General features: G+C 70.7%; 13 protein-coding genes. 2 read left to right on the top strand and 11 right to left on the bottom strand.

Going from position 1 to position 11,827, the window contains the following annotated elements:
* Positions 1-230: 230 nt before the first annotated feature.
* The 9 genes from GA0070619_RS02790 to rsmD form a co-directional block, all read right to left on the bottom strand.
* Positions 231-2,450: an MMPL family transporter gene (locus GA0070619_RS02790; protein WP_088946601.1), complete on the bottom strand. Its 2,220-nt coding sequence runs from the start codon at positions 2,448-2,450 to the stop codon at positions 231-233.
* Positions 2,451-2,672: 222 nt separating this feature from the next.
* Positions 2,673-3,530 carry a bifunctional DNA-formamidopyrimidine glycosylase/DNA-(apurinic or apyrimidinic site) lyase gene (gene mutM, locus GA0070619_RS02785; RefSeq protein WP_088946600.1) on the bottom strand — a complete coding sequence of 286 codons (858 nt, stop codon included), beginning with the start codon at positions 3,528-3,530 and terminating at the stop codon, positions 2,673-2,675.
* Positions 3,523-4,443 carry a ribonuclease III gene (gene rnc, locus GA0070619_RS02780; protein WP_231927242.1) on the bottom strand — a complete coding sequence of 307 codons (921 nt, stop codon included), beginning with the start codon at positions 4,441-4,443 and terminating at the stop codon, positions 3,523-3,525. The genes mutM and rnc overlap by 8 nt, the downstream gene beginning before the upstream one ends.
* A complete protein-coding gene (locus GA0070619_RS02775) occupies positions 4,440-5,426 on the bottom strand; it encodes a hypothetical protein (protein WP_088946598.1) in 987 nt (328 codons plus the stop codon). The genes rnc and GA0070619_RS02775 overlap by 4 nt, the downstream gene beginning before the upstream one ends.
* A gap of 111 nt (positions 5,427-5,537) precedes the next feature.
* Entirely contained in the window at positions 5,538-5,711 is a 174-nt protein-coding gene (gene rpmF / locus GA0070619_RS02770; RefSeq protein WP_030335284.1) for a 50S ribosomal protein L32, read from the bottom strand.
* Between the two features lie 5 nt (positions 5,712-5,716).
* Positions 5,717-6,280 carry a YceD family protein gene (locus tag GA0070619_RS02765; RefSeq protein ID WP_088946597.1) on the bottom strand — a complete coding sequence of 188 codons (564 nt, stop codon included), beginning with the start codon at positions 6,278-6,280 and terminating at the stop codon, positions 5,717-5,719.
* A gap of 109 nt (positions 6,281-6,389) precedes the next feature.
* Positions 6,390-6,887 carry an SPFH domain-containing protein gene (locus GA0070619_RS02760; RefSeq protein ID WP_088946596.1) on the bottom strand — a complete coding sequence of 166 codons (498 nt, stop codon included), beginning with the start codon at positions 6,885-6,887 and terminating at the stop codon, positions 6,390-6,392.
* 226 nt (positions 6,888-7,113) lie between these two features.
* The gene (gene coaD, locus GA0070619_RS02755; RefSeq protein WP_088946595.1) at positions 7,114-7,596 is read right to left on the bottom strand and encodes a pantetheine-phosphate adenylyltransferase; all 483 of its coding nucleotides are present in this window, start codon (positions 7,594-7,596) and stop codon (positions 7,114-7,116) included.
* On the bottom strand, positions 7,593-8,156 hold the full coding sequence (rsmD, locus tag GA0070619_RS02750) for a 16S rRNA (guanine(966)-N(2))-methyltransferase RsmD (protein ID WP_088946594.1): 564 nt from the start codon (positions 8,154-8,156) through the stop codon (positions 7,593-7,595). Before rsmD ends, coaD begins: the two co-directional genes overlap by 4 nt.
* Positions 8,157-8,461: 305 nt before the next feature.
* Between rsmD and GA0070619_RS02745 the strand changes: the two genes are divergently transcribed.
* Entirely contained in the window at positions 8,462-9,970 is a 1,509-nt protein-coding gene (locus tag GA0070619_RS02745; RefSeq protein WP_088946593.1) for a cell wall anchor protein, read from the top strand.
* A gap of 158 nt (positions 9,971-10,128) precedes the next feature.
* Here the strand turns inward: GA0070619_RS02745 and GA0070619_RS02740 are convergent, their stop codons facing one another.
* Positions 10,129-10,602 carry an NUDIX domain-containing protein gene (locus GA0070619_RS02740; protein WP_088946592.1) on the bottom strand — a complete coding sequence of 158 codons (474 nt, stop codon included), beginning with the start codon at positions 10,600-10,602 and terminating at the stop codon, positions 10,129-10,131.
* Positions 10,599-11,321 (bottom strand): XRE family transcriptional regulator, encoded by a 723-nt coding sequence (locus GA0070619_RS02735; protein WP_231927437.1) that lies wholly within the window; start codon positions 11,319-11,321, stop codon positions 10,599-10,601. Before GA0070619_RS02735 ends, GA0070619_RS02740 begins: the two co-directional genes overlap by 4 nt.
* A 246-nt stretch (positions 11,322-11,567) precedes the next feature.
* On the opposite strand from GA0070619_RS02735, the gene GA0070619_RS33240 reads away from it, so the two are divergent.
* Entirely contained in the window at positions 11,568-11,825 is a 258-nt protein-coding gene (locus GA0070619_RS33240) for a flavin reductase (RefSeq protein WP_088951513.1), read from the top strand.
* Positions 11,826-11,827 lie beyond the last annotated feature (2 nt).

Raw genomic sequence — 11,827 nt, 5'->3', positions numbered from 1 at the left:
CTGTGGGCCGGGCCGTGGCCGTGGCCGTGGCCGTGGCCTGGCTACACCCAGCCCACCAGCCCAGCCCCGCCACACCCCACCGCTCGCCTCCGCCCCTTGATCGACTCGCCCTTCATGATGTCGCGGTATCAGGCGCCCTGGGATACCGCGACATCAATGAACCCGAGTTGATCAAGGGGCAAGAACGGCGAGCGGCGGGGCGGGGACGGCGTGGGCCGTTTCCGGGCGGTTCAGGGCACCGGCACCAGCTCCGGGGCGGGGGCCGGCGGGTCGGCCGGCGCGGGCGCCGGACGCGGGCGCAGGAAGCGCGGGGCCCACCAGTTGGCGTCGCCCAGCATGGTCATCAGCGCCGGCAGTACCACGCCCCGGATGATCGTGGCATCCAGCAGGATCGCCGCCGCGAGGCCGATGCCGAGCTGCTTCATGTCGATAGTGCTCAGCGTGGCGAAGATCGAGAAGACCCCGACCATCACGATCGCGGCGCTGGTCACCACCCCGGCCGAGGAGGTGATCCCGTAGGACACCGCGTCGCGGTTGGGCATCCCGGCCCGGATCCCCTCGCGGATCCGACTGACCACGAAGACGTGGTAGTCCATCGAGAGGCCGAAGAGCACCACGAAGAGGAACAGCGGCAGCCAGGACACGATGGCGCCCATCGAGGTGAAACCGAGCAAACCCTCGGCCCATTCACCCTGGAAGATCAGCACCAGCAGCCCGTACGCGGCGCCGGCGGAGAGCAGGTTCAGCGCGATCGAACTCGCCGCGATCACCACCGACCGGAAGGTGAACACCATGACCAGGAAGGTCAACACCAGCACGAAGCCCATGACCAGCGGCAACTTCTGCCGGACGTGAGCGGCGTAGTCCTCGCTGTCGGCCACGCTGCCGCCGACCGCGTACTCGATGCCGGGGATGCCCCGCAGCTCCGCCGGGACCAGGTCCGCGCGCAGCTTCTCCAGTGACTGCACCGACCGGTCGTCCCGACTGGCGTACGGGGTGGCCACGTCCAGTACCGACACCCGCCGGTCGGCCGACACCTCGATCTTCGGACCGTCCGCCTCGACCGGAGCGAACAACGGATCACCGGCGGCACGGGTGGACAGTTCGGTGAGGGCGGCGCGAACCCGGTCGGCCTGCTCGGCCGGCGCCCGCACGGCCACCACGTGATTGGTGCCGGTGCTCGGGAAGGCGGCGGTGAGCCGGTCGTACGCCTGCATGGCCGGCGTGGTGCGGGGCAGGTCCTCCATGCCGGGGAACTTCAGCTTCATGCCGAGCGCCGGCGCTGCCAGCGCGAGCAGCAATCCGACCGAGATGACCAGCGTCACCACCGGAGCGCGGAGCGCGGGCCGGAGCACCGCGGGCCAGAGCCGGGGCTTGCGGGGCTCGCCGTGCCGGCCGGTGCGCGGCGCGGTCAGCCGCCAGAGCAGTGGCACCCTGGGCCGGTCGACCCAGCGGCCGAGCTTGGCCAGCAGAGCGGGCAGCACGGTCAGCGAGCCGGTCACCGCGACGGCGACCACGAGGATCGAGCCGACGGCGAGGGACGAGAAGACCACGTCGCCGGCGAGCAGCAGCCCGGCCATCGAGATGATCACCGCGAAGCCGGAGACCACCACCGCGTGTCCGGAGGTCTCCGCGGCGATCTCCACGGCGTCGAGGCCGGATCGGCCCTTGGCACGTTCCTCCCGCTCCCGACGGATGTAGAACAGCGAGTAGTCGACCCCGACCGCCATGCCGATCAGGAGGATCACCGGGGCGGTGGTGTCGGTGGCCGGCACCAGGTGTGAGGCGAGAGTGGACAGACCCATCGCGGCGGCGACCGAGGAGAGCGCCAGCAGCACCGGCACGCTGGCCGCGATCAGCGCCCCGAACGCGATGATCAGGATCGCCAGGGTGACCGGCAGGCTGAGCAGCTCGGCACGCTTGAAGTCCTTGCCCAGGGTGTCGTCGAGGGCCTGGCCGATCGACGGCCCGCCGACCTGCTCGACGCGCAACTGCGGGTGCTCGGCCTGCACGCCGGCGGTGGCGTCGCGCAACGGCTGCACCCGTTCCGAGGCCGTCTCCGGGTCACCGGACATCGTGATCGGCAGCAGCAGCGCCGAGCCGTCCCGGGCGGTGACCGGCTGGCCCACCGAGGCGACCCCGACGACAGTGCGCAGCCGGGCCGCCGCGTCGTCGGCCGCCGCCCGGGCCGCCGCCTCGTCCAGCGCACCGCCCCGGGAGGTGATGAGGACGTTGTCCACGGCCGGGTCGTCGAAGTCAGCGGCGTCCACGATCAGGCCGGCCCGCCCTGTCTCGCCGATCGCCTGGTCGCCGCTGGTGGCCTCGTTGAGACCGGCGGCGCTGCCGCCGACGAAGCACACCGCCACGAACACCGCCCACATCGCGAGCGCCCGCCACGGGTGCTCGGCGCTCCACCGCGCCAGCCGCACCGTCACCGGTCTTTTCCTCATTCCGACTCCCCCTGTCACGTCAGCCCCCCAGTGATCGGTGCTGACGTTAGGTGCGTGACGAGGCGGTCACATCGGGGATCGGCCCCGGCGCATCCCGGAATCACCGCAGGGCGCGCGGGGGTCGGTTCGGCGGGCGTCAACCCGCTATCGGGACGTACGCCAGGGTCCAGCCCGGAGCGGCCGGCCGCGACCCGCCGGCACCACCCCGGAGTCGGCTCCGGGTCATCCCCGAAGGGAACCCCGGGGCCGTGGCTGGCAGTGCGGGCAGCTGTACGAGGACCGGTTCATGAACGCCTCGCGTCGGATCGGTGCGCCGCACCGCCGGCACGGCTCTCCCTCGCGGCCGTACGCGTTCAGCGCCCGGTCGAAGTAGCCGCTCTCGCCGTTGACGTTGACGTAGAGGGCGTCGAAGCTGGTGCCGCCCTGTGTGATCGCCTCGCCGAGCACGTCGCGGACGTGGCCGAGCAGGCGTTGCGCGGCAGGGCCGGTCAGCGCGTCGGTGGGTCGGGCGCCGTGCAGCCCAGCGCGCCAGAGCGCCTCGTCGGCGTAGATGTTGCCCACCCCGGAGATCAGGGTCTGGTCGAGCAGGGCCCGCTTCACCTCGGTGTGCCGGCGGCGCAGCGCGGCGACGAACTCCGCGTCGGAGAACTCCGGGTCCATCGGGTCGCGGGCGATGTGCGCGATCTCGTCTGGCAGCTCGGCGCCGCCCTCGCTCACCGAGAGCCCGCCGAACGTGCGCTGGTCGACGAAGCGCAGCTCCGGGCCGTCGTCGGCGAACCGGAACCGGACCCGCAGGTGGGTCTCGTCGGTGGTGCCGGGTGGCTGGAGCAGCATCTGACCGGACATCCCGAGGTGCCCGATGATGGCGTCGCCGCTGTCCAGTGGCAGCCACAGGTACTTGCCGCGACGGCGGGCGTCGAGCACCGTCCGGCCGGCGAGCACGTCGGCGAAGTGCACGTCACCCGGGATGTGCCGACGGACCGCACGCGGGTGACGGACCTCGACCGAGGTGATCCGGCGGCCGACGACCCACTGGGCCAGCCCTTGCCGGACGGTCTCCACCTCGGGCAGCTCAGGCACTCCGTGACCCCGTCTCGTGGCCGTCGGCACCCCCGGCCGGCAGTGCCTGCGCCAGGTGGTCGGCCTGCTCGGCCTGGGCCGCCCGCTCGGCGCGCTCCAACGGCCCGAACGGCTCGTCGGAGTCGGCCGAGCCGCCCCGGTCGACCGGCTGGTCCTCGCGCCCGTCGCCGGCCCGCCCGTCCTGACCGTCGTCGTTCTGGCCGTTCTGCTCGGCGAGCGTCCGCCAGGCGGCCTCGGCGGCCCGCTGCTCGGCCTCCTTCTTGCTGCGCCCCTCGGCGCCGCCGTACCGGTTGCCGGCCACCACCACCCAGGCGGTGAACGTCTTCAGGTGGTCCGGGCCGGTGCCCTCGATCCGGTACTCCGGGACGCCGAGCCCCAGCGCCGCCGTCAACTCCTGCAGGCTGGTCTTCCAGTCCAGGGCGGCGCCCCGGCCGGCCGACTCGGCCATCAGCGGGTCGAAGAGCCGGTGGATGACGATCCCCGTGGTGTCCAACCCGTACTGGAGGTAGATCGCGCCGAGCAGCGCCTCCAGCGTGTCGGCGAGGATGCTCGCCTTGTCCCGGCCGCCGGTGGTCTCCTCGCCCTTGCCGAGCAGCAGGTACGCACCGAGGCCGTCCGGGCCCAGACCACGGGCCACGTCGGCGAGGGCCCTCATGTTGACCACGCTGGCGCGCAGCTTGGCCAGCTGCCCCTCGGGGAGGTCCGGGTGGTTGTGGAAGAGCGCCGTGGTGATCACCACGCCGAGCACCGAGTCGCCGAGGAACTCCAGCCGCTCGTTGGTGGGCAACCCGCCGTTCTCGTACGCGTACGAGCGGTGGGTCAGCGCACGCTGCAGCAGCTCGGGTTCCAGGCTCACGCCGAAGGCGGCTTCCAGGTGACCGACGGATGCCCGCCGCCGCTTGTCGTTGCTCATGATGTGCGTACCTCGGTGTCGGTGGAACGGTCGGTGCGGTCCGTCGCGGCGTCGCCGTCGAGCAACGCGGAGACCAGATCGGTGGCGCGCCGCCGCCACAGGTGAGCGGCGAGAGCTATGCCGGAGGCGACGTCGTCGGCGCGGGCGGAACCGTGGCAGACGACCACAGTCCCCGCGACGCCCAACAGGGCGGCCGCGCGGGGCGCGCCACCCCCGCTGGGAGGGCCGCCAGCCATGGCGTACGCGCCCTCGATGGCCTTGAGCAGCACGTTACCGGTGAAGCCGTCGGTGACGACCACATCGGCGCGCGCGCCGAGGGCCACGTCGTACCCCTCGACCAGGCCGACGTAGCGCGCCCCGCCGGGGAGCGGCTCGACGGCGAGCAACGGGTCGGTGGCCCGGCGGACCCGGTCGCCCTTGCCGGCCTCGGTGCCGACCGAGAGCAGGCCGACCCGCGGCGCGGCGATCGAGTGCGCCACCGCGGCGTACGCGGCGCCGAGCACGGCGTGGCGGGCGAGAGTGGCCGGGCGGGGTTCGAGGGAGCCGCCGACGTCGAGCAGGACGACAGGCCCGGCCACGGCGGGCAGGGTGGCGGCCAGGGCAGGTTGGCGGATCTCCGGCCAACGGCCGAGGCCCAGGACTGCCGCGGTGACGGTGGCACCGGTGGCACCGGCGGACACCAGGGCGTCGGCGGTGCCGTCGCGAACGGCGGTGACCGCGGCCCGGACGGTGCTCTCCGCGCGGGCGGCACTGGGGTGGTCGGCCATACCGACGACATCGCGGACGGGCCGCACCGTGATCCGGGCGCGTTGCGCCGGATCGAGGGCAGCAATCATCCCGTCGGCGACCTCGGTCGGACCGACGAGGAGCAGGTGCAGGTCAGGGTCGGCGCGCATGGCCCGCAGAGCGCCGTCAACCACGACGGCGGGAGCGTCGTCCCCGCCGAGGAGGTCAACGGCGATCCGCGCGGTGCCCGGCTCCACCGGGACGCCGGCCGGAGTGGGCCGGGCGTCGGAGGGAGCCGGGGCACCGGGCGAATGCCAGGATGCGCGCGCCGCCCGACCTGGGGTCGGGGGCGTCACTCGGCGTCCAGGTCAGACCTCGAGAACCTGGCGGCCGTTGTAGGTGCCGCAGACGGAGCAGGCGGCGTGCGGCAGCTTCGGGGACTTGCACTGCGGGCACGCAACGGTCGCGACCACGGTCGCCTTCCAGTTCGCCCGGCGGGACCGGGTGTTGCTGCGCGACATCTTGCGCTTCGGGACGGCCACGGTTCTTACTCCTCTGTAACGGTCATTTGCGACAGGCCCGCCCAACGCGGGTCGATCTGCTGGTGACTGTGGTCGGCCGGCAGATCGTCCCAGTGCGCCCCACATTCAGGGCACAGTCCTGGGCAGTCCTCCCGGCAGAGCGGGTTGGTCGGCAGCGTGAGCACCAACGCGTCCCGCAGCGCCGGCTCCAGGTCGATCAGATCGCCCTGCATCCGGCCCACCTCGTCCTCGTCGGTCGTGGCGTCCGTGGTGCTGTCCTCGTACGCGTACAGCTCCTGGATCGTCACGCCCATCGAGTCGTTGATCTCGCGCAGGCAACGGCCGCACTCGCCCTGAACGGGACCGGTGATGGTCCCGGAGACGAGCACGCCCTCGGACACTGACTGCAACCTCAGATCGAGGTCGAGGTCCGCGCCCTCCGGCACGCCGATCAACTCCACACCGAGGTCCGCCGGTGCCGGCACGACCCGCCGGACTTCACGCAACGCGCCAGGGCGGCGCGGGAGGTCCCTCGTGTCGAGGACCAACGGCGACCTGGGGTTGAGTGTCGATGGCGAGTGCTTGGGCATAGTCAGACTCCGGCCGGTGAGAGGCCGACAAAAAAGGTTACCTGGACGACCGCCGGACCGTCGAACCGGGGGCGACGCCCGCCTGAGAAGTCGGCTGGTGAGGTGCCGCTCAGAAGGGTAGCGGGCGTTCCGCCTCATCCCCAGCGAAGGTGCCGATCTCCCGCAGTGCGTGCATCTTGTCCCGGCCGCGCTCTATCGAGGCCAGCGCCCGGGTGAGGAACTGCTCGAAGTTGGCCAGCGCGGTGTCGACGTAGTCGTCGACCTCCTCACGCAGGCGCTGCGCCTCGGCCCGGGCCTCGGCGATGATCCGGGCACCCTCGTGCTCGGCCGACACGGTGATCTCGTTCACCGAGACCAGGCGGGCGTGTTCTGCCTCACCCTCGCTGATGATCCGGTCCGCCTCGCGCTTGCCGGCCTCCATGATCTTGTCGCGCTCCTCCAGGAGAGCGGCGGCGCGACGCAGGTCGGCGGGGAGGTCGGCGCGCATCTCGTCGAGGGCCGCGATCATCTCACCCCGGTCGACCATGCAGTTGTTACGCGACATCGGGACGGAGCGGGCCTGCTCCACCATGGCGATCAGTTCGTCGATGCGATCGAGCGGGTCCACCGGTACCTCACTCCTGTCGTTCTTCGGCCGACCTCCATGATGCGGGCTACGGCCGTTCCCCGCGCCACCAATCATGTCGTGCCGGCCCCACACCGGCCCCATCCGCCCCAACCCGGCGCGTCGCGACATCGTCACACCGCGCCCACCCTGCCCGCACTCTTGCGTCAATTTTCCGCAAAAGGGGCGTCACGGCGACCGAAGCGGCAGGACCACCGGATGGGGGGTGTCAGGGGCGGGGGCCGAGCCGGGCCTGAAGGGCCTCACGGACCAGGTCGGGGACGTGCGCGGAGATGTCGCCACCCCACTTGGCCACGTCCTTGACCAGGCTTGAGGAGAGGAACGAGTAGAGCGGGTTGGTCGGCATGAAGAGCGTCTCGACGCCGGCCAGCCCGATGTTCATCTGGGCCATCTGCAACTCGTAGTCGAAGTCGCTGACCGCCCGCAGACCCTTGATCAGCACGCTCGCCTGCTGGGCCCGACAGAAGTCAACCAGCAGCCCTCGGAACGACTCGACCCGCACGTTGCCGTACGACGAGGTCACCTCGCGGAGCATCTCGATCCGCTCCTCGACGGTGAACAGGCCACTCTTCGACTGATTTATCAGCACACCGACGATCACCTCGTCGAAGAGCCGACTGGCCCGCCCGATGATGTCGAGGTGTCCGTTGGTGACCGGGTCGAACGAACCGGGGCACACCGCACGTCTCATGATCGGCGACCGTACCAAAGGGTGGTCTCGCCGTAACGGCGACTGCGCTCCGGGGTGATCCCGTCCACCCAGTCGAACTCCCTGGTCCGCCGGGACCGCTCCACCACCACCAGCGCGTCCGGCGCCAGCCAGTCGCCGTCGACCAGCGTGGTCAGCAGCGCGGTGATCTCCGCGTCCGGCACGGCGTAGGGCGGGTCGGCGAAGACCACGTCGTACGGCCCACCGTCCGGACCGGCGGCCAGCACCGTCGCCACCTTGCCGGTGACCAGGCGGGCGGCGGGGCCGGCACGCAGAGCCGCCACGTTCTCCCGGATCACCCGGGCCGCCCGCGCGTCCGACTCGACCAGCAGCACGTGCGCGGCCCCGCGGGAGAGCGCCTCCAACCCGACCGCGCCGGAGCCGGCGTACAGGTCGGCGAAGCGGGCGCCGTCGAGATCGACCTCGGCCTCGACGGCACTGAACAGCGCCTCCCGGACCCGGTCGGAGGTGGGTCGGGTGCCGGCACCGGGGGGCGCGGCGATCCGCCGGCCGCCGAGCGTCCCGGCCACGATCCGGGTCACGGTCTCCTCCTGCTCATGCCCGCGACGCTACGCGACCCGTCGGACCCGGCGGCCGACACGGTCGGTACCACCACGAAGACGACGTGATCACTTCTCGTATATCAATGATCACGAATTCATAACATTCGCCTTAGCAAATCCTGAGCGCTGTATCACGAGGGGCGATCTCGCTAGGGTCTGCCGGGTGCCGGCGGCAACCCACCGGCCCGCGGTGCGGGAGGGCGCCTCTCCGATCGGACGTGCAGTGACCGTCCACTGTCGCTCCCGTGCCACACCCCTGACGCTTCAGCACTCCAGGAGTACCCGTGATCCGTCCCAAGCTGTCGCTACAGCGACCGCTGGCCATCCTGGGAGCCGCCCTCATCGGCCTCACCGGGGCAGTCGCGGTGGCCGCTCCGGCCAGCGCGCACCACACCACCATCAGCGCCACCGCCGAGTGTGACCGGCTCTCCGGCGAGCGTGTGATCACGTGGAAGGTGGAGAACAGCGAGCGCGACAAGGCCGTGACCCTCAAGCAGGTGACCGCGACGCCGTCGACCGACGTCACAGTGCCCGTGGAAGGCGCCAAGGCGGTACCGCTGCAGGGCTCCGTCATCCCCAAGGCCGGCACCATCACGGCCGTCCAGCGGGTGCCGGGCGACACCGCCAACGCCAAGCTCACGGTGTTCGGCAAGTGGAAGAAGAACGGCAAGGAAGCCACCAACGACGGCAGCATCAACCTCGCCGCCGACGGGTCCTGCGCGCCGACTCCGAAGTGCGTGGACGTCAACAAGGCCAAGTACAGCCACACCTTCGACGGCCCGAAGGGCACCGCGACCGTCAAGCTCGACGGTGACCTGCCGCTCTGCGGCGAGGGCAAGCAGTGGTTCACGCTGGTGTCGTACTTCGCGCCCCGGCCGCAGTTCGCCACTCCGCAGTACGTGTACGGCACGCCGGACAGCAACTGGATCGGTGGCACCCAGACCGAGATCAAGCTGAACGTCGAGATCCCGGACTGCCACACCCAGGTCGACCTGATCTGGGGCGGTAAGGACGAGGTCATCGGCGAGCTGGTCGACGGCGGCAAGCGCTACGACAACAAGAAGCTGGGCTCGCCGGGCGCTCCGGGTAACCGGTCCAAGGGCCCGCAGGGCTGGTACAACGGCGGCGACAAGAGCTGCGTCACCCCGGCCTCGACCTTCGCGTCCAACTGCGACGGTTCGGTCGCCGTCTCGCTGAGCAACGACGGCAAGATCAGCAAGTACGCCGTCGAGTTCGAGGTCAAGGGCGAGAACGGCTTCTCCAAGAAGGTCTCCGTCGCGGCTGGCAAGGCTGACAGCAGCATCGTGGTGCCGGCCGCCAACGCCGGCAAGATCGAGGTGCTGGTCGACGGCAAGGTCATCGAGAAGGGCACCTACTCGTGGCAGCGCCCCGAGGACTGCCCGCTGCCGGCCGTCACCACCAAGGCCGACTGCAAGGACTTCGCCCTCACCGTGACCAACCCCGAGGGTGGGCTCCCGGTCAAGGCGGCGTTCACCTACGGCGGCAAGACCGAGAACCGTGCGGTCGCGGCCGGCGCGTCGGAGACGGTGACCTTCAAGGCCGGTAAGGCCGAGACGGCGCTCGTCGCGCTGCCGGAGCTTGACCTGGAGATGGAGGCCGTCTACACGCCGGAGGGCAACTGCGGCGGCGGTGGCGCTGGCGGCGAGGAGCCGGGTCTTCCGGTCACCGGTGCGGCTGCCGGCGGCATCGCCGCAGGCGCGATCGCGCTGCTCATCGCGGGTGCGGTGCTCTTCGTCATCGCCCGTCGGCGTCGGGTGACCTTCACCGCCTGACCTGACCTGCGCTGAACCCGAGGGCGCGTCGACCATCCGGTCGACGCGCCCTCGGTCCGTTATGCGTTCACCGAATCGGGGCGCAGTCAGCGGCCCCGGTCGAGTTCCCACCCTTCCGAGAGCATGAGAGGGGTCGTCAGTGCGCCGACGTGTCGCCGCTATCCGAGGTAGGGGGTGTCGCGGCCTTCGACGTGGTGATCGAGGCGAAGTCGAACGGTGTCGTGGATGGGGATGTGGTCGAAGTCGGCGGGATCGATGAAGCGGACATCCGTCGACTCGTCGCTGATGCTGATCGTGCCGCCGATGACATGGGCGCGGTAGGTGACCGTGAACTCTTGGCGGACTTCGCCGTCGGGGTAGGCGATGACGTGTGCTGGATCGCTGTAGATGCCGAGTAGGCCGGTGACCTCGACGTCCAGGCCAGTCTCCTCCCGCACCTCGCGGACGACGCACTGTTGGAGGGTTTCGCCGACGTTCATGGCACCGCCGGGCAGGGACCAGTTACCGGAGTCGCTGCGTCGCTGTAGCAGCACGCGGCCGTGCTGGTCGGTGACGATGGCTGCGGCGGCGGGGACGAGACTGTTGGCGACCGGCGCTGTCGGGTCGTGGTAGTAGTCGCGCCGGCCGGTCACCGGGTCTCCTTTGGGTAGGCGGTGGTGGTCTGCCAGATCTGTTCGAACTGGTCGGCGTGAGCGGCGAAGATCCCGTGCGGCGATAGTTCACGTAGGTGCAGGGCGGGGTGCTGGTAGCCACGGGCGCGGTACAGGTGTGGGGTGACGATCATCTGGTGGTCGAAGCGGAACACCGAGTTGTACAGGTGCACTGTGTGCAGGCCGATCTCCACGCCGGGCACGCGGTGGAGAGGTTCGCAGAAGTTGAGGGCGTTGCGGATCCGGCCGGGTAGTGTGCCGCCGATCTGTTCGAGAGCGTCGCGTTCGGCGACGTGCGGGCAGTCAGGATCGGCGAACGCGAGGCGGACCTGGGCACCGTCGGCGGCCTTGTCAGAGATGAGCTGCATCGTGTTGGGCAGCAACTCCAGCAGGAACGGGTAGGCGTAGCCGAGCAGGTCGATCCGCGTGGTCGCGCCGGTGAGCAGCGCGGCCCAGACATGGTGCGGGATGTCGGCGCGGTGGGCGTAGGCGGCGACGACCTCGGCGCTGGCCTCCGCGCCGGGTGCCTGGTCGGGACGGGTCTGGGGCCAGAGGTCTGCTTCGGTTTCGCCGAGGGCGTCGGCGACGACGAGGCGGGTGCGCTGGTGCGGGACGCGGCCGGAGAGCCACCGAGTGACAGTTTTGATGTCGACACCGACGGCCGTGGCGAGGGCCGCTGAGTCGAGGTGGGCGCGGAGCATGGCCGCGCGGAGGCGGTGACTCATACCGTCCCACCGTAGTGGACACCGAGGGACGCTTCAGTGTCCTGGAAGTGTCCGGCCTGGTGTCCACAGGGACGTTGGAGTGCCCGAGGCCGGTTCGTAGGTTCAGCGGCAGGGCCTCACCGGTTCGCTTGCGGCGGATTCGCCGGGCTGGTGGGTGCCAGGGGGAAGAGGTTGCCAGCACCCTGGGAGGGACCTCTTCCCCTTCAACGATCCAGGAGGGTGGTGGGGTTGTTGTTGGTGCATCAGCCGGTCAGGCCGCAGTGGACCTGCGCGGGTTGCGGGGCACCGTGGCCGTGCAGAACTAGAAAACGGCAGCTCATTGAGGAGTTCACCGACGCGCGGATATCGCTGATGCTGCATCTGTCGGCGTACCTGGTGCAGGCGTGTGCGGACCTGCCGCTTACACCGTCTGGGGTGTTGCACTCGCGGTTTCTCGCCTGGCCGCGTTCGGCGGCACTGCGCGACGAACAGCCGCGGTGACG

Origin of the sequence: Micromonospora zamorensis, from assembly GCF_900090275.1 — a bacterium.
GTDB lineage: Bacteria > Actinomycetota > Actinomycetes > Mycobacteriales > Micromonosporaceae > Micromonospora > Micromonospora zamorensis.
Note: the sequence above shows the minus strand (reverse complement) of the source record. Positions and strands in the feature narration are given on the sequence as shown.